The organism is Microcoleus sp. PH2017_34_RAT_O_A, assembly GCF_020737885.1.
Taxonomy (GTDB): Bacteria; Cyanobacteriota; Cyanobacteriia; order Cyanobacteriales; family Microcoleaceae; genus Microcoleus.
The window spans coordinates 49030-66849 of record NZ_JAEQDD010000022.1 but is presented as its reverse complement, the minus strand read 5'-3'; the positions used below and the strand labels follow the sequence as shown (position 1 = coordinate 66849).

At 46.6% G+C, this 17820-nt stretch carries 20 protein-coding genes and 1 pseudogene; 6 read left to right on the top strand and 15 right to left on the bottom strand.

What is annotated here, in order from left to right; all coding sequences use genetic code 11:
• Nucleotides 1-113: 113 nt before the first annotated feature.
• The gene (locus tag JGK11_RS10455) at nucleotides 114-1310 is read left to right on the top strand and encodes an RNA-guided endonuclease TnpB family protein (RefSeq protein ID WP_293174981.1); all 1197 of its coding nucleotides are present in this window, start codon (nucleotides 114-116) and stop codon (nucleotides 1308-1310) included.
• Between the two features lie 119 nt (nucleotides 1311-1429).
• On the opposite strand, the gene JGK11_RS10450 is transcribed toward JGK11_RS10455, so the two are convergent.
• Nucleotides 1430-1783 (bottom strand): PEP-CTERM sorting domain-containing protein, encoded by a 354-nt coding sequence (locus tag JGK11_RS10450; RefSeq protein WP_293189731.1) that lies wholly within the window; start codon nucleotides 1781-1783, stop codon nucleotides 1430-1432.
• A 568-nt stretch (nucleotides 1784-2351) separates the two neighbouring features.
• Between JGK11_RS10450 and JGK11_RS10445 the strand changes: the two genes are divergently transcribed.
• The 5 genes and pseudogenes from JGK11_RS10445 to rpsU all read left to right on the top strand — a co-directional run bounded on the left by JGK11_RS10445 (nucleotide 2352) and on the right by rpsU (nucleotide 6068).
• Nucleotides 2352-3080, top strand: coding sequence for a Bax inhibitor-1 family protein (locus tag JGK11_RS10445; protein WP_293174544.1), 729 nt, complete (start codon nucleotides 2352-2354; stop codon nucleotides 3078-3080).
• A 297-nt stretch (nucleotides 3081-3377) separates the two neighbouring features.
• Nucleotides 3378-3923: pseudogene (locus JGK11_RS10440) on the top strand (PCRF domain-containing protein); the annotation flags it as partial.
• On the top strand, nucleotides 3909-4367 hold the full coding sequence (locus tag JGK11_RS10435) for a peptide chain release factor-like protein (RefSeq protein ID WP_366025133.1): 459 nt from the start codon (nucleotides 3909-3911) through the stop codon (nucleotides 4365-4367). The pseudogene JGK11_RS10440 and the gene JGK11_RS10435, both read left to right, overlap by 15 nt.
• Before the next feature lie 66 nt (nucleotides 4368-4433).
• A protein-coding gene (gene prfB / locus JGK11_RS10430) for a peptide chain release factor 2 (protein ID WP_293174547.1) occupies nucleotides 4434-5544 on the top strand; the annotation gives its coding sequence in 2 pieces (ribosomal slippage) (nucleotides 4434-4505 and nucleotides 4507-5544; 1110 coding nt in all).
• 329 nt (nucleotides 5545-5873) lie between these two features.
• Nucleotides 5874-6068, top strand: a complete 195-nt coding sequence (rpsU, locus tag JGK11_RS10425; RefSeq protein WP_006632476.1) for a 30S ribosomal protein S21 — start codon at nucleotides 5874-5876, stop codon at nucleotides 6066-6068.
• Nucleotides 6069-6076: 8 nt separating this feature from the next.
• Here the strand turns inward: rpsU and JGK11_RS10420 are convergent, their stop codons facing one another.
• The 14 genes from JGK11_RS10420 to JGK11_RS10360 all read right to left on the bottom strand — a co-directional run bounded on the left by JGK11_RS10420 (nucleotide 6077) and on the right by JGK11_RS10360 (nucleotide 17792).
• Complete coding sequence (locus tag JGK11_RS10420) at nucleotides 6077-7540, bottom strand: AtzE family amidohydrolase (protein ID WP_293211520.1); 1464 nt, start codon at nucleotides 7538-7540, stop codon at nucleotides 6077-6079.
• A 14-nt stretch (nucleotides 7541-7554) separates the two neighbouring features.
• Nucleotides 7555-7731, bottom strand: a complete 177-nt coding sequence (locus JGK11_RS10415; RefSeq protein ID WP_293211517.1) for a DUF4089 domain-containing protein — start codon at nucleotides 7729-7731, stop codon at nucleotides 7555-7557.
• Between the two features lie 60 nt (nucleotides 7732-7791).
• Entirely contained in the window at nucleotides 7792-8259 is a 468-nt protein-coding gene (locus JGK11_RS10410; RefSeq protein ID WP_293211515.1) for a KGK domain-containing protein, read from the bottom strand.
• Nucleotides 8260-8358: 99 nt separating this feature from the next.
• Nucleotides 8359-8811: a hypothetical protein gene (locus JGK11_RS10405; protein WP_293211512.1), complete on the bottom strand. Its 453-nt coding sequence runs from the start codon at nucleotides 8809-8811 to the stop codon at nucleotides 8359-8361.
• Between the two features lie 11 nt (nucleotides 8812-8822).
• Nucleotides 8823-9131, bottom strand: coding sequence for a hypothetical protein (locus JGK11_RS10400; RefSeq protein WP_293204599.1), 309 nt, complete (start codon nucleotides 9129-9131; stop codon nucleotides 8823-8825).
• Between the two features lie 84 nt (nucleotides 9132-9215).
• Nucleotides 9216-9668: a hypothetical protein gene (locus tag JGK11_RS10395; protein ID WP_293211510.1), complete on the bottom strand. Its 453-nt coding sequence runs from the start codon at nucleotides 9666-9668 to the stop codon at nucleotides 9216-9218.
• A gap of 11 nt (nucleotides 9669-9679) precedes the next feature.
• Nucleotides 9680-9988, bottom strand: a complete 309-nt coding sequence (locus JGK11_RS10390; protein WP_293204603.1) for a hypothetical protein — start codon at nucleotides 9986-9988, stop codon at nucleotides 9680-9682.
• Between the two features lie 26 nt (nucleotides 9989-10014).
• Entirely contained in the window at nucleotides 10015-11034 is a 1020-nt protein-coding gene (gene codA, locus JGK11_RS10385) for a cytosine deaminase (protein ID WP_363319634.1), read from the bottom strand.
• Nucleotides 10989-11279, bottom strand: a complete 291-nt coding sequence (locus JGK11_RS32855) for a hypothetical protein (protein ID WP_325314872.1) — start codon at nucleotides 11277-11279, stop codon at nucleotides 10989-10991. The genes codA and JGK11_RS32855 overlap by 46 nt, the downstream gene beginning before the upstream one ends.
• A gap of 135 nt (nucleotides 11280-11414) precedes the next feature.
• Nucleotides 11415-11906, bottom strand: a complete 492-nt coding sequence (locus JGK11_RS10380) for an ureidoglycolate lyase (protein WP_293211508.1) — start codon at nucleotides 11904-11906, stop codon at nucleotides 11415-11417.
• Between the two features lie 99 nt (nucleotides 11907-12005).
• Nucleotides 12006-13523: a cobyrinate a,c-diamide synthase gene (locus JGK11_RS10375; RefSeq protein ID WP_293189725.1), complete on the bottom strand. Its 1518-nt coding sequence runs from the start codon at nucleotides 13521-13523 to the stop codon at nucleotides 12006-12008.
• A gap of 244 nt (nucleotides 13524-13767) precedes the next feature.
• Nucleotides 13768-15132, bottom strand: a complete 1365-nt coding sequence (gene opcA, locus JGK11_RS10370) for a glucose-6-phosphate dehydrogenase assembly protein OpcA (protein WP_293174581.1) — start codon at nucleotides 15130-15132, stop codon at nucleotides 13768-13770.
• A gap of 299 nt (nucleotides 15133-15431) precedes the next feature.
• Nucleotides 15432-16961, bottom strand: coding sequence for a glucose-6-phosphate dehydrogenase (zwf, locus tag JGK11_RS10365; RefSeq protein WP_293189723.1), 1530 nt, complete (start codon nucleotides 16959-16961; stop codon nucleotides 15432-15434).
• Nucleotides 16962-17792, bottom strand: a complete 831-nt coding sequence (locus JGK11_RS10360; RefSeq protein WP_293195681.1) for a hypothetical protein — start codon at nucleotides 17790-17792, stop codon at nucleotides 16962-16964. It abuts the gene before it with no gap.
• Between the last annotated feature and the right edge of the window lie 28 nt (nucleotides 17793-17820).

Genomic DNA, 17820 nt, shown 5'->3' with positions numbered 1-17820 from the left:
GCTACTAGGCGTAAGCCATAGAGAGATGGGCTCCTCGGCGACGAGATGAGCAAACTCCTTGCATTTTCTTTGTATATCAGCTATAATATTATCAGCAACCTTGGTTAATGATAATGTATCAGGCTTACAAGTTCCGACTATATCCGACAGCCGAACAGCAGCAGTATTTTGCTGGTGCTTTCGGCTGTTCGCGTTGGTTGTGGAATTACAGCCTAAATATGAGTCAGGAAACATACAAGGCTACGGGTAAGGGGCTAAGTCGAGGTGCGATCCAAGGTTTATTACCTCAGCTAAAAATAGAATATCCTTGGCTGAAGAAAGGGGCTTACTCGCAATCTCTACAGGTTGTTGCGCTAAATCTGTCTGTTGCCTACCAAAACTTCTTTGAGAAAAAAGCTGGATTCCCTAGCTTCAAATCAAAGCACGGTCGGCAATCTGTCAGCTATCCTCAGAATGTCAAGGTTGGCGAAAAGTCGATCAAGCTACCTATCATTGGTGAAGTGAATTGCAAAGTTCATCGCACTTTTGATGGCACAGTTAAGACTGTTACCGTATCTAAAAACCCAGATGGAAAGTATTTTGCTTCTATCTTGGTTGATGATGGCATCAAGAGCGTAGAAACTACTGCGAAAGGCAAGGCAATTGGTTTAGATGTAGGTTTGATTGACTTCTGTGTAACTAGCGATGGCAGTAAGTATAAAAACCCTCGTCACCTCAAGAAACATAGCAAAAACCTCAAGCGCAAACAGCAAAAACTCAGTCGTAAACAGAAAGGAAGTAGCACTAGAAACAAAGCTAGAAGATTAGTGGCTAAAGTCCACTCTAAAATCAAACGTGTTCGCGAGGATTTTCTGCACAAACTGTCCCGCAAGATAGTAGACGAAAACCAAGTCATTGCAGTAGAAGATCTAAATGTCAAAGGCATGGTACGCAACCACTGTCTAGCCAAAGCAATTAGCGATGCTGGCTGGGGGATGTTCGGAACAATGCTCAAGTACAAAGCTGAGAAAGATGGGAAAACCTATATTGAGGTTGAGCGATTTTTCCCTAGCTCCAAAACTTGCAATAATTGTCTGCACAAAGTATTTGAGATGCCATTGGATGTTCGTCATTGGGATTGTCCTAAATGTAAATCTCGAAACGATCGCGACGTAAATGCGGCAAAAAATATCAGAGATGAAGCCTTGCGGTTTTTGGCATTAGGAACGAGTGCTGCTGCCAGTGGAGGGAATGTAAGTCGTGGTGGCAAGATTTCGGTCTTGTCGAACGCGGTTCCCCTTGAAGCTGGAAGCCCGCTCTCTACCCGATAGGGTGAGAGTCGGGTAGTTCACATCGAGATTCACTAGCCTGGATCGTGGCACAGGCATCTTCCCTGTGTCCTGAATTGTGGCACAGGCATCTTCCCTGTGTTGCATCTACTCTTAACAATCTAAAAACTTTGATTTTTGCCAAAACTCTCCTGTTTAACTCTCCCTCTCCGGCGAGTCATCACCAGCGAACCGGCGACTAAAACCAACCCCGCCAGCATTGAAGGCTCAGGAATTTTCACCGGCCCAGCCGCCCGGTTTACCGTTCCCGAGTTCGGGCTCGGTAAAATTGTACCTTGGGCGGATTGACCAGTCAGAGCCAGCAGCAAATGTTCTGAACCCTGCGATGAAGTGGCAGTAGAAACGGCACTGACATTAGCTGCAAGGGCAGCTTGACCGCCGGAAATAAGGGTAGTTGCCGCCAATAGAATTCCGGCGGCAGGTGGGAATAATGTGCGAGCAAAAAAGGTGGGCATTAGATATTACCTGTTTGGCATTTTGTCGATCGAACTAAATACTTTCACGATTAATTTGCTTTACATACCCTGTCTCGACCACTTTCGCAACCCACCCAACCGCTTAAAAATTTAAGATTTATTTTATAGTTGAGATGATTCAGATTTCCGGGCTGTAGTTTCAACTAAGTCACCAATCAAAAACCTAAAATCAATGGGAGTCCCTGACTCAATCATAAACTGCTCAATCCCAAATCGTAAATCCCAAATTCCAAATTGATTAACTTCAGCTATATATTTGCAATGCGATCGACTTTTAGGTTGCCCATCGCCGGCAATAGCACCGGTACTTTAACCTCAATTATAGCTCTACGACGACTGACAACGGTCTCAGACATCGTTCCCCGACAACGACCGCAGGGTGGAGATTTACTGGTACGGCGTTGATTATAAACAATCACTTCCAGGTAGGAAGTGATCTCACCCCCGTTCTTTATCAAATCTTTAAACTACTTCATGTTTTGTCAACAAACTGTAAAGCTGTCAAAATATAGATAGCAAATCTCAGCCAAAATTAGGTAACATCCTCGTGAGTAACACCAGCAACTTCCGCGAAGCCGTGCGCGAGGCCAAAAACCACGCGCTGGTTGGCCCCAACGTCATCGCTAACGCTCTCCCCTTCGTGGGCGGCGGACTTGTCTTAACTGCTGTCGGCACCTACGGCGGCCTCGGAGTCATCCGCAACTATCCCGGTATCTTCTTTCCCACGTTTATTGCTGCGATCGTCCTAGAATTAATTCTGTTCTTCGTCGCCAGCGCCGCCGCCGAACAAAACAACAAAAACACCGCCTTGCCCCTGCTGGCTACCTACAGCCTGCTTTCCGGCTACACCCTCAGCGGATTGGTATTTACAGCCCTCAGAACCCAAGGCGTCGGTATCGGCGGCATCGGTTTTGCAGCCCTCGGCTGCGGCATTACTTTCATCGCCGCCCGCCAAATAGGCTCCAACTTGTCGGAAGCAGACGGCATGGCCCTCACCAAGACTATCAGTTTAGGTGTCATTGCTTTGTTAGTAGTCGTTGGCGGTCAATTTCTGCTGTCGCTGTTTGGCGTTTACACCCCAACTTGGTTGGAAATTGGCATTTCTGGCATCGGCGTGTTTATATTTGCTGGTGCTGCGATCGTCGATTTTTACATCTTACCTCGCACCTACCACGACGACCAGTATTTGCCCGCCGCCCTGTCGATGTACTTGACTTACATCAACTTGTTCATCTTCATTCTGCGCCTGATGATTGCTCTCAACGGTCGCGATTAATCATTGAAAGTTTAGCTTAAAAACAACCGCAGCGCGATCGACATCCGGCTGCGGTTTTTTATTACCTTGACAATTCCCGCTTGCATCCGCGTTCATCCGCGTTCACCTGCGGTCAAAAAATATTTTTTAGTATTTGTGGCACAACAAGTGAGCCACAAGCTAAGATTAATATAATCACCCACAACGCTGGAGAAATCACAGTGGAAATTCTAGAGACCAAACACAATATCGAAATTTTGTGCGATCGACTAACCAACCTACAAGACTGTCTTTGACTCAGCCTTAACCGCCGAAAGCCAAAAGTTACAACAGCTAGCAGCACAGCCGGAATCTGGCAACAGCATCAACAGAGTTGAACGACCACTCCAAGAACTAGACGCACTCCAATCCTATCAGGCAAAACTCAACCAGTGCCAAACAATTTTGGCAGATGCTACAGCAGCACTGGAGTTACTCGAATTTCAAGCAGACGACGAACTAGAGCAAGAACTTCAAACTAATTTAGCTCAACTAAACCACTCTCTCCAAGAGTATGAAATAGAGCAATCCTTGAGCGGGCCTTGCGACAAAAATGGAGCCTACCTCATAATTAAGGCCGGAACAAACGGTATCGATGCTCAATACTGGGCAGAAATGTTGCTCAGAATGTATATTATGTGGGGACTAAGCCGAGGCTACCAAGTTGCGGACGTTGAATCTTCCCCAGCGCCTGAAATAGGAATTATTTCTACAACCTTGGAAATAGACGGACGTTACGCTTGCGGCTATCTCAAGTCAGAAACCGGAATACACCGACTTAAACGGAAATCGCCTTTTAATATTACCATAATGCGACTCTCTTCTACAGCGACGGTGGAAATTTTGCCAATGTACGTGCAATTGGAGATTGCACAGCAGGATTTAAGAGCCATATTACCCAATCTCAATCAGAATACTAACGGAACCAAAGCATGGGTGAAAATTGTGCATATTCCTACTGGTATTTCTGCCATTTGTGACGGATGTCGCACTCAAATGCAAAATAAAGACAAGGCTTTGGCGGTTCTCAAGAGCAAACTGTTTGCTATTATGCAAAGGCAAGGAGTTCAGCAGCTTGCAGACATTCAGTGCGATCGGCTAAAAACATTCCTCAACCAACCAATTCGAGAATATCAATTTGCCAGCGACAGCGCAAACCAGGACAAAGTTCTGGATTTCCGTACAGGAATCGAAACAACAGCCGTCGCCGAGGTACTCGACGGCAAGATTGACCCATTCATCAAAGCTGGTCTGCTGCTGAAAAATTGATTTGCACAGATTGAACCCAATTTCAGCTAAAATCGACAAGACACCACAAAACTAGGAGAACTCACAGTGGAAGTTCTAGACATCAAACACGATATTGAAACATTGTCCGATCGACTGGGTACCACCCAGGACTATCTTTGACATCCCCGCACTCACAGCCAAAATCCAAGATTTAGAGCAAATCTGCGCCCAACCGGCATTCTGGGACGACCAAGAACAAGCTCAAGGAACCCTCCAAGAACTGAATGACTTCAAATCTCATTTAGACCAATACCACGGCTGGCAGACTAGCCTAGAAGACGCTAGAGCTATTTTAGAACTGCTGGAGTTAGACGCAGACGAGTCCCTGTTCCAAGAAGCCTCATCGAGTCTTTCCCAATTAACCCGCGAACTTGACCAGTGGGAACTGCAACAATTACTCTCTGGGCCCTACGACGAAGGCGGCGCGGTTTTGACAATTAACGCCGGGGCCGGCGGTACAGATGCTCAAGATTGGGCCGAAATGCTGCTGCGGATGTACACCCGCTGGGGTGAAAGTCAGGGTTACAAGGTACATTTAACCGAGATTTCTGAGGGAGAGGAAGCAGGCGTGAAATCTGCGTCTTTGGAAATTGTCGGCCGCTACGCCTACGGCTACATGAGGTCGGAAAAAGGTACTCACCGTTTGGTGAGAATTTCGCCGTTTAACGCTAATGACAAGCGTCAAACAAGTTTTGCGGGCGTTGAAGTGATGCCGGTGCTCGATCGATCCGTTAAACTGGATATTCCAGAAAAAGATTTGGAAGTCACGACTTCTCGCGCAGGCGGCAAGGGCGGACAAAATGTTAACAAGGTAGAAACGGCTGTCCGCATCGTTCACCTTCCGACTGGTTTAGCCGTCCGCTGTACCGAAGAACGCAGTCAGTTGCAAAATAAAGAAAAAGCTCTCGCCTTACTCAAAGCTAGGCTGTTGGTGGTTGCTAGGGAACAGCGCGCCGCCGAAATTGCCGAGATTCGCGGCGATATGGTAGAGGCGGCTTGGGGCAACCAAATTCGCAACTACGTGTTTCACCCCTATCAAATGGTCAAGGATTTGCGGACTGGAGTGGAAACAACTGCCGTCTTAGATGTGATGAACGGCGAATTAGAGCCGTTTATTCAAGCTTACCTGCGCCAGGAAAATCAGTTGGTCAGTTGACAGTTGACAGTTGACAGTTGACAGTTGGTCAGTATCCGCTCAATAGCTCGGGGTAGAGTACTGCGTTTGGAACGATTTTGCGATATTTAACGCTCATCATTGAGCGATTTACCCCGATTTATTGAGCGGATACGTTGGTCAGTTGGTCAGTTGGTCAGTAGTCAACTGTCAATTAACTGTCAACTGTCAATTGTCAACTATCAACTGAATGAAGAACCTATTTTCTGGTATAATTTTGGGGTTTTGGTCGATCGCCCGACATCCAACAGGTCGCGCCGCCAGAAATCTTGATATGATAAAACTTGATCTAACGAACCAAAGGAGAAAGAATGACCCAAGTTGTAATCGGCGAAAATGAAGGGATTGAGTCAGCCCTACGACGGTTTAAGCGACAAGTTTCCAAAGCGGGAATTTTTCCCGACATGAGAAAGCACCGCCACTTTGAAACCCCCCTCGAAAAGCAGAAGCGCAAAGCTATTGCTAGAAGGACTAAGAGACGCTTCCACCGCAACAACAAACCCTAGAACTAGGACTAAATTGATTCGGCACATATAATGCCTTGCGATTCTAGTACCGCAGCGACTCGGAGAATCACCGCTTCGCTGTAGGGAGCACCAATAATTTGTACCCCCAAGGGCAAAGCGCCGGGCCGCTGTACGGGCACGCAAAGCACCGGCAAGCCTATAAATGATAGGGGTTGGGTGAACAGTCCCAGATTAGGACGCACTCTTGTTTCTTGTCCGGCGATGACCATTTTCTCGACGCCAATTTCAGGAGCTGCGATCGGCGTGGCGGGTGCGAGAATGATATCTGTATGTTGGAATATTTCGCGAATGCGATCGCGATACCACTGTCTGAATCTCTGCGCTTGCACGTACCATGTCGCAGGAATCAGGGTTCCAGCCAAAAAACGATCGCGCGTTGCCGGATCGAAGTCTTGAGGGCGCGATCGCAAATTCTCCAAATGCAAGTTTCCACCCTCGCAAGCAGTTATTATAAACGCTGCCGCCCTCGCGCGATCGGATTCCGGTATGCCGACAGTTGCAAGCCCCCCGATTTTTCGGGGGTTTGTTGTTGTTGTTTCCGTCTCAATACCACAATTCAAGACATTTGTCAAGGCTCGGGCAACTATTTCTACAGCATCCATAGCTTCCGGTTCGGCCCCAGTAGCGAAATAGCCGTCAGCAACAGCAATTCGCAATCCTTCAATTCCTGTATTTAACTGTGGCGAGGTAAGTTCTGGCGGGCGTTGAGTGCAAACTGGATCGCGAGAATCTGGGCCTTGCAGGATATCATACAGTAGCGCGATGTCTCGGAGCGATCGCCCGAACGGCCCCACGCAATCCAAACTACTCGAAAACAAAAAAGCACCGGCCCTTGACAAACGGCCGTAAGTAGGCTTAAAGCCAAACACACCGCACAAAGCAGCGGGTACGCGGATGGAACCGTTAGTATCGGAACCGAGGGTGAAGGGAACTAAACCGGCGGCGACTGCTGCTGCGGAACCGCCGCTAGAACCGCCGGCGATGCGCGCAGTATCGCGGGGATTGCGAGTTGGCCCGTAGTGGCTGTTTTCCGTGACGAAACCGTAGGCGTACTCATCCATGTTGAGCGTGCCTACAAGCACAGCCCCGGCTTGTCTGAGTCGGGCGACCCCCGCCGCGTCTTGGCTCGCCGGAGGGTTGTCAGCGTTGATTTTTGACCCTGCTAGAGTGGTAATTCCGCTGACATCGAACAAGTTTTTGACCGCGAAGGGAACGCCTGCTAAAGGGCCTGGGTTTTCGTTGCGCGCGATCGCATTATCTATCTTTTCGGCTGCTGCGATCGCACTTTCTGCGGTGATGGCAGTAAAGCAATTGAGTGTTTTATCTCGATCGGCAATTCGTTCTAAAGCAGCATTTACAACCGCTGTCGCTGCAATTTTACCACTTTTAACAGCGGATGCTGTAGCGACTGCATCCGCTCCTGCTAAAAATTTGGCTTCATCTGCGTTCATCGGCGGTAAAAAATCTAAGGTTCAAACACTGGTGCAGCTTCGATTTCTGGGGGTAAGGGGAATTCTGTAACGAGTCGGGCGATCGCTGCTATCCTCTCGAAGTTTACCACAACGCCGGGACGATGTTCTGGGTCTAAGGGTAAGTTTATCAGTTCGGCGGTGCGATCGACGTATTCTTCTATATTAGTCATTTTTTTTCTGGCTAGCGTTGGAGTGCGATCGATTATTGTATTGTAAGGGCGATCGGGCTGTCAGTTATTTTCGAGCAGTTTTTTGTATTCCTCAGATTGTCTGATATCATCTAAAGGCGATATAGGTTCAGTTGGGCGATCGGGAAAAAAAATTATACATACCTGTTTTTTACAAGACTGCGAACTTTTATTAATTTCTATTTGAATTTTTCCTTTTTGCCAACTCTTGGAACCATTTTTTAGAACTTGACAATCGATTCCTTCTTGAGGCGATTTCCAGTTTATAATCCCCATAATTTTTGTTTCTTCATCAATCAATAGATATTGCATCAACTGAATTATCCCCTTCTCACGTTGGTTAGTTTCTGCTACATAATCCTGATTCATTATCTTGTTAAACTTACTGGAGGCTAGCTCTTTAAATCGGCGAACCGTAAAAGTAGCTTTACCCAATAACAAAACATCATCGCCGTCTAGTGCCTCATACCTTCTATAGATGCTTCTATAGAATTTAAGTATTTCGTCCATTTTATTTCACAATTTTCTGCTGCTTTACATTTGATACCATTTCAAGCTATCTAAGTCAAGCTGGTCAACAAAATCAATTGACTATCGCACTTTTCCAACTCAAACAGTGACAGTTTCCCGCAACTTCTCAACAGCCACATCCAGCGGAGGCAAATCAAAATCCTCAGCATCCATCAATTCCTTAACCTTATCAAAAATCTCAACCTCCGCCTCTTCCTGATCCGTTAGCTTATCATAAAAATAAGGGTCAGTAAACCACTGTTCAAAAGCTATCATTAACAACCCATTAGGCGAAAGTTCAAACTGCCAATACTTAGAAACCCTTTTGTCAACCACTTCAAACATCGGTGCCGGATTATGGATGGGATAATAGCTGTAATTATCGTCGCAGATATAGTACCAAATAGTTCCTTTCCATTCTCGGATAGCGTAAACAACATATTCCTTGCCTATAGTTAGTGATAACTCAACTGTTCTGATGTAACCGCGTGGGGGATCTATATAATTTTCAGGGAGAGATACACCAGTCTTAGCAATACAACGAATTTTCATAACTTGATTACCTACATATTTTTAGGTGCTGTTTTAGGATACTGTCGCTTGAACTTGAACTCCACCTCTTGAAAAGTCTGACTGTTCCGAAACCAATGAACTTGTACAGAATATCCATTAACTTCAAAAGCCTCAATACTTGTCATCTTATCCCAATCTTCAGAATTACCGCCATAAAGAGCAACAAGTCTCGGTGCATCCCCCAGCAGTTTATCTGTACCGCAATGAATTACTATGCAATTACCAACCTTAGCATCTTGCAGCAGCAATTGCTCCGGTAAATTTCTCGGTTCCTCATCGGGAATAGCACCTTGATTCATAGTGTAACAGTTTCAGATGTCATCGCTCAAAAAAGTATGTGAGTCAAAGGGAAAAGACTAAATTGACTTTCACTCTTTCTCAACTCAAACAGTGACAGTTTCCCGCAACTTCTCAACAGCCAAATCCAGCGGAGGTAAATCAAAATCCTCAGCATCCATCAATTCCTTAACCTTATCAAAAATCTCAACCTCCGCCTCTTCCTGATCCGTTAGCTTATCATAAAAACAAGAATCGTTTAACCACTGTTCAAACACGAACCTCAACACCCCATTCGGGTTAAGCATAAACCTCCAATACTTAGAAACTCGGTTATCAACTACTTCAAACAGCGGTGCAGGAGTCTGTATGGGATAATAGCTGTAATTATCATCACAAATATAATACCAAACTATTCCCTGCCATAATCGAATAGCATAAACCACATATTCCTTGCCAACAGTCAACGGCAATTCAATTTTTTGAGTATAGCCTCTTGCCGGATCGATATAATTTTCCGGTAAGTGTTTTCCAGTATTAGCAATACAGCGAACTCTCATAACTTGTCTACCTATAAATTCTTAGATGCTGTTTTAGGATATTGTCGTTTGAATTTTAATTCAACTTGTTGTAAAATTTGCTTATTTTCAAACCAGTGTACTTGTACGGAAGCTCCATTAATTGCAAAAGCCTGAATGCTAGTTATTTTGTACCAGTCTTCGGGATTGCCTCCGTATATGGCAACAAGTCTAGAGACATCTCCTAGTATATCGTCAGGCCCGCCCTGAATAGATCTACAATTACCAGCCTTAGCATCTTCGAGGATCAGTTGCTCTTGCAAGTTTCTCGGACTCTCGTCGGGAATAGCACCTTGACTCATAATTTAACATTTTTAGATATTATTTGTCAAATACCATGAAAACAAATTTTAGGTGGTAGAGTTTCAGCCAGCAACTTTCCCCGCGAAATCACATACAGAACCGTCGCACGTCTCCTAATAGCATCGTAACAGCTATCAGAATCTAACACAATTAAGTTGGCAGGTTTCCCCACATCTATGCCATAACTTTCATCTCCCACATTTAAAGTTTTAGCACCGCTTCCAGTCACCATATCAAAACAAGCTTTTATCTCAGACATTCCCGTCATCTGACAAACATGAACCGCCATGTGAGCCACATCCAACATATTCCCAGTACCCAAACTGTACCACGGATCTTGCACGCAGTCGTGTCCAAAACTGACATTCAAACCATGCTGCCATAACTCCTTAACCCGCGTCACTCCGCGACGTTTCGGATAAGTATCCGCGCGGCCTTGCAATGTGATATTAATCAAAGGATTGGCAATAAAATTGATGTGCGATTTTTGCAAAATTCCCATCAGCTTAAACGCATAGGCATTATTGTAAGAACCGAAAGCCGTCGTGTGGCTAGCAGTCACCCGCGAACCCGCACCTGTTCTAATCGCACAAGCTGCTACAACTTCCAAAAATCTCGACTGTTCGTCATCGATTTCATCGCAGTGGATATCAATTAATTTATTGTATTTTTCTGCAAGTTCAAATATGCGGTGAACCGATTTTACTCCATCTTCCCGTGTCAACTCGTAATGCGGAATCCCGCCCACAGCATCCGCACCCATATCCAGAGATTTATCTAAAAGTTTGTCGTTTCCAGGACTCCCATAAATCCCGTCTTGGGGAAAAGCCACAACTTGCAAAGTCATCCAATCTTTGACTTCTTCTCGAACTTCCAAAAGTCCTTGCAAAGCAGTCAGCGTCGGTTCGCTAACATCAGCGTGACTCCTGACAAACAAAATCCCTTGAGACGCTTGCAGCCTTAAAGTTTCAATCGCCCGTTTTTTGACATCATCCAGAGTTAAACCTTGCTTGCGTTCACCCCAAATTTGAATTCCCTCAAACAAAGTGCCGCTTTGATTCCATCGCGGTTCCCCGCAGTCAAAGCAGAATCGAGATGAATGTGCGACTCCACAAACGGAGGACTAACTAAATTGCCTTGAATGTCGATTTCCTGTTCGCCCATTCCTGATATGCGCGGCGATACCGCAACTATTGTATCATCATCGATCGCAATATCCACCGTTTCGCGATCGCCCGCACCCAACAAACGACATCGGCGCAGAACCATGCTATACTTTTGTTCACACATCCTATTTATTTCTTTCTCTTCCATCTCTTCCTCTGTGCCCTCTGCGCCCTCTGCGGTCAAAAAATCTTACTCAAAAAAACAACCCATAACGAAAAATAATCACCAGGAAGAAAGCGCAACGACAAATCACCAAAATCAGACAATCTCAAACTCCAGATTGTGATGCTTCACCAAATCAAAGCTAAAATGGTCAACCACATTAGTATCCCTCAACTCCAGATTATAAAAATCCACAAAATCCGCATCAAAATAAGGCCCCGCGTGCCAAGTCCCGACTTCTAACTTAATAAAACAATCACCCGGAATCCGAAAAGCAGCAATATCGTGTAAACTAGGTCGATTGCTATCCCCAGGAGGTGCAACCGCCATCAACCAATCCTTCCCATCCAGAGAACCCAAACACTGAGTACATTCAACGTGCCGCGTAATTTTACCAAACTTGCGACCCTTCTCGTGCAACCGCATAATGTAAAATCTAGGAATGCCATTTTGCAAATTTAACTTAGCATCCTCATCATCAAAAGACTTGCCATCAAAACTCGCAGAAATAACTTGACCGTAACTCCGAAAATTCTCCGGCGTCACCCATTTCGCCAACAACTGCTTAGTTGAAACTGATGTACTCATAAATCCCAACACCTCCTCCTCATTTCATCAAAAACATAATACAAATACTCCTCTATCTCTCTTCTCTGCGCCCTCTGCGCCCTCTGCGGTTAAAAAAATCTAATTCACTCGATCGCCCAAAACACCCTTACAATCAAAATTAGAACACTGCTGCAAAAAACGAACCGCAATATCAGGGTTCGCACCCCAGTGCAAATGCAAATAAGCAGCGTGCACCCCATAAACCCCCCAACCTTCAGCAACCGCCTCAACTTCTCCCCGTTTGCCGTACCTCCAACTGTGATAAATTGGATTAGTTGGTTCCACTGTTAAATGCGATCGATGAAACTCATGTCCCCAAACCACATCCCCCGCAGTTAACACCAAACTATCTCCCACCGCCACAGCTTCTCGATATCCCAGAGTCAAACGCTTTCCCATCGCAGCCACAGCCGGCAAAACTCCCACTCCTTGCCAAGAATTCCCGTCGAAGTCTACAATCGAATCGCACAAGTACATCAAACCGCCGCACTCCGCATAAGTCGGCATTCCCGAAAAAATCGCACTTCTGACAGCATCCCGAATTAAAACATTACCGCTTAATTCCCCAGCAAACACTTCGGGAAAACCACCGCCAAAATACAACCCCTGCACATTCTCAGGAAAAACCGAGTCATCCAACGGACTCCAAAATACCAACTCGGCGCCCAACTCTTCCAGCAAATCAAGATTGTCCTGATAGTAAAAATTAAAAGCCCGATCGCGCGCAACTGCAATCCTCACCGAAAACTTTTTTTCCAAACAGTTGACAACATCATCTTTTTTAGTTACAATTGAGTAAGGGAGACTGTATCTACCCAAAAGTTGCTCAGACCCCTCACCCCCCCCATGAGGAGTTGCAGCCAATAAAGGTAAAAGTTGCTCCCAGTCAAAACTAACAGCAGCCAAATCAGCCAATTTATCGATCGCACCGTGAAGATGCGGCAACTCCTCGGCCGGAATCAAACCCAAATGCCGATCGGGAATCGTCACAGCCTCATCCCTACGCAAAACTCCTAAAATCGGTAAATTGAGCGGTTCCAGAGCATCTGTCAGCAGATCCAAATGTCGATCGCTCGCCACCCGATTGAGCACCAAACCCGCGAACTTAAGATTTGGGTTAAAAGAACGAAAACCGTGGGCGATCGCAGCCACAGAACCAGAAAGCCGGCTGCAATCTATCACAAACAATATCGGCAAATTCAACAAATAAGCAACATGAGCCGTAGAAGCAAAGGAAATAGGATAATTTTGTTCTTCTTCCCTCTTCTCTCTTCCCTCTTCCCTCTTCCTTCTTCCTTCTTCCTTCTTTGGAGAAACCCCATCAAATAAACCCATTACCCCTTCAACCAAAGCACAATCGACATCTTGAATGTGGCGGGAAAAACACTTTTTTACATAAGATTCAGACGTTAAAACCGGGTCTAAATTCCGACAGGGGCGGCCAGTCACAAAAGCATGAAACATCGGGTCAATGTAGTCAGGGCCGACCTTAAAAGATTGCACGTTCAAGCCGCGGCGGATTAAATAAGCTAAAAGGGCGATCGTTACAGTAGTCTTTCCTGCCCCGCTTCGTTCGCCAGCAATTACTAAAGCCATAGTTCTAGTTAGTTACAATAAATACTGAAAACAGATAGTTGATAAAGTTATGAGTGTAGCTCTCTCATCTATTAAATAATGCTTTAACGAACCGCGAAGACACGAAGAACGCGAAGAAAGAAAGAAGAATATAAAGTAGAGCAGACATTGCCTGCTCTACTTTATATTAACTCAATTCCTTCTTCCTTATTCTATCCGTTACATCCGTTACATCCGTTACTTGCATCCGTTGCCGAACTTCTCTTTACCTCTTAGCCAACTTCAGCATTTGAGCCGTCACCGCCAAACTTTCCTCGTACAGCATATCCCGGCCCCAACTCTGCAAGTGCTGGCCCAGCAACTGTTCCGTCACCTGATCGAACAGAGGAGTCACCTGGTTAAATCGATCGGTTTGAGCGCCTCCCTTCATTTCCATCCGCATACAGCCCCCCGTTTCCGAACACAGAACCGTACCGCAGGCCGCTTTCTCGTTCGTAGAATTTAAACGCAGAGCAATTAAATCGCCGGGGACATCGCCCGTATCGGCAATCGGAATCGCAGCTAACTCGGCTTCTACAACCCGTTCGTCCGCACCTGCGAATTTAATGCGCTTAATTTGGTAATCGCCCTCTTCTTGCTTGAAAGCAACCGGACGCCACTGAAGCCGGCTCGCCAGCCAGCCCAAATACATCAGCGCTTGAGTAGAATTGCCTTGTTCGTAATCGATCGTCACTCGATCGATCTCCCGAATTGCCGCCCTACGTTCCGGCGGATCGAAGGCCTCGGCAGCCAACTCCTGCCACGCCGCCAGCCTGCGCCAATTCAAATCCGCGATCGGAATTCCTTCCTCGATCAGACTTTGCATCAACAGCAATTCCGCTTCAGACTCGGCAAAACTGCTAGAGTCGATAATCACAGAACTGCTAGTTGCCGCCAGCCGCTGGAACAAACCTCGATCGGCATCGGGATTCGCTTTCCACCATAACAAAGTCGGCAAATCCGCGATCGTCAGCGCTGTCACGATCGCGCTCACCCGTTCCAGAGCAGCTTCCGTACCCCGCAGCGTAATATACTCGCAGCAGATCAGATTGCCGCTGCCGCGCTTGTGCACCGGACAGTAAGCAGCCACTTGAGCCTGCACGCCCGTATCTTCTCCCGCCGTCGGGCACAGAGCAATAATCCGGCAGGGATTCGCAGCTACGATCGCATCAGCCACCCCCGAACCCCCGGAACCCAAGCCACTCGAACCCAAAAGCTCTCCCTTGGCATTTTTGCGAGCCACTTCTTCGCGCAACATCGCCAGCAATTCAGCGCTAGGTTTGCCACTTCTCGGCATTCCGTAAGCTTTTTGAGCAGCCCTGATGCTAGATGCCGTCATCGGCCCGCTAATACCATCGACAGGCCCGTCATAAAATCCCAGATCCGCCAATAATTGCTGGGTTTCTTCCGGTTCGTACACGACAAAAGTAAAAGTTGCTGCCCTAGTCGCGATCGGAAAATCGCCCTTCGATCCTGATTCTCTGTAACTTTCCCAGATTTTACTCAGTTCTGCCTCTATCTGGTCGATCGACACATCTTTAGGGTTTTGCAGCGAAACCAGAGGCGGAGCTTTCATCGGTGTCATCGTCATCGGTTTTTTCTCCTTTCTTATTGGTTATTGGTTATTGGTTATTGGTTATTGGTCATTGGGCATCGGGCATCGGGCATCGGGCATCGGACATTGGTCATTGGTCATTGGTCATTGGTCATTGGTCATTGGTCATTGGTCACAACTGCTATCACGCAAGAGTTCCCGAACATTAGGATTACTAAATTAGTCCTTGATGATTCTTAAGTTAGCAACTCTTACCTAATGACAACTAACAACTAACAACTAACAACTAACAACTGACAACTGACAACTGACAACTGACAACTGACAATTGACTTTTAAAGTCGTCGCCACTTGCGGCCGTCTCTGTTAATCATTAATTCTGCTTCTGCCGGTTCCCAAGTACCAGCTTCATATTTAGGAACCAAACTTTGGTCGTTGGAAGATTCCCAAGCCATCAGCGCCGGAGTTACCACCCGCCAAGCTTCTTCCACTTCATCAGAACGGGTAAACAAAGTTTGGTCGCCCAGCATACAATCAATCAACAGGCGATCGTAAGCATCCGAAGATGTCACCCCAAACGAAGCACCATAACTAAAATCCATATCCACCGTCCGCGTCCGCAAATCTGGCCCCGGCATTTTCGCCTCAAACCTCAGCGAAATCCCCTCATTGGGATGCACCCGCATCGTCAAAACGTTAGGAGTAGTTTGTTGGGCCGCCGACTGAAAAATTAACAGCGGCACTTCCCGAAACTGAATTGCAATTTCGCTAACTTTTTTCGGCAACCGCTTACCAGTCCGCAGGTAGAAAGGCACTCCCTGCCATCGCCAGTTGTCAATCATAAACTTCATCGCCACAAAAGTCGGCGTTGTCGAGTTGGGAGCAACCCCCGGTTCTTCGTGATAACCCGGCACGGGTTTGCCTTTCATCCACCCTGCGGAATATTGACCGCGAATCGCGGAAAACTCTAAGTTATTCAAATCCGCCAAGCGAGTTGCTTGCAGAACTTTCATCTTTTCGGTGCGGATGCTGTCAGCATCGAGGGAGTTTGGCGGTTCCATCGCCGTCAGACAGAAAATCTGCATCAAGTGGTTTTGCAGCATATCCCGCAACGCCCCAGAGGATTCGTAGTAACCGGCCCGGTCTTCTACGCCCACAGTTTCTGCAACCGTAATTTGTACGTGATCCACAAATTGCCTGTTCCACAGCGGTTCAAAAATCGCGTTCGCAAACCGGAACACCATCAAATTTTGAACCGTTTCTTTACCCAAATAGTGGTCGATCCGGTAAACTTGCTGTTCTTGGCAAACCTGCTGCACCACACGGTTGAGAGCTTTTGCCGAACTCAAGTCGCGGCCGAAGGGTTTTTCAATTACCAAGCGATGTTTTATTGGATCGGCAAGCATTTGAGCTGCGCCCAGTTGCCGAATTGCTTCTGGGAAAAAGTTCGGAGAAACGGACAGATAAAAGATGTGATTGCCGCGGGTTCTCCTTTCTTCATCGAGTTCGGCTAAGAAAGCTTTGAGTTTTTGATAGCTTTCGGGGTTATCAATGTCGCCGGGACAGTAGTACAAACCTTTGGCGAAATCTTGCCACAATTCCTCATTGCTAATACCGCCGCCAAATTCTTCGATGCCTTCCCGCATTTGTTCTCGGAAGTAATCGTGACTCCAAGGGCGACGGGCGACTCCCACCACGGTAGTTTCTGGTGGTAAACGCCGATCGAGCTTCATCTGATAAATTGCTGGTACCAGTTTGCGCTGGGTGAGATCGCCGGAAGCTCCAAATATCACCAGAATTTGCGGTTCCGGCATCCGTTCTTTTCGCAAACCAACCCGCAGTGGATTTTCAAGTATCGTTACCATTTATTTTCCTTGTTCTAGTGCTGTTAATCTTGCCAGTACAGCATGATAATTTGCCGTCATTTCTGCTAATTGCTGGGTCAGAGAGTTGATCTGCCCTTCATATTCGGCTTTGACTTCCGCCCGGATTTCCTCTCTGAGTTCCGCTATAACTTCCGCCCGGATTTTAACCCTTTCAGCAGCTAGTCGAACTTCCCAATCTTTATCTCGTTGTCGCAGTTCAGCTTTTAGCTGCCTGTTTTCGGCTCGAAGTTGCTCCATTTCCAACGCCACAGCAGCAGCACGCCGATCCCTCTCTCTGTTTTGCTCTCGGATTTGCTGTCTGAGGCGTTGATTGTCCGATCGCAATTTTTCCAATTCTGAAGCAGTATCCTTGGGAGTTCGCCCGCTTCCTAGCGATGGAAATCGCTGTTCAACCAAACGCTGAACTGCTGCACCAGTAGGAATCCCGTTGGGCGATGACTCTACTGCTTCTTGCCAAATTTCTAGCTGTACCTCGGGGGGCAATCCCTTTAATGGGCGGATTTGATATTCTTTAACAAGGGAATTGTGTACGTTCGTACACAAATTTTCCATAATCTCAGCCGCGTCAATGAACTGATAAGCTCTTCGTTTCGTGATTCCCCACTTTTCGTGGCAATAAGCCTCAAAATTCTTGTGGGTTTCCCGGTACAGTTTTTGTTCCCGAATTTCCTCAAGGGCTTTGCCAACTTCGTAAAAAGTATGAAGTCCTTGTTCTACGATCGATTCGAGTTGTTGAAGCCTCGCCCGTTCAGCGATATCCAGTTGGGCGTTGACTTCCTCGCTTTGTTGAATGGTATGGGGAGTTAACATAACACTTCTTTAGCAGTCAGGTATGAAA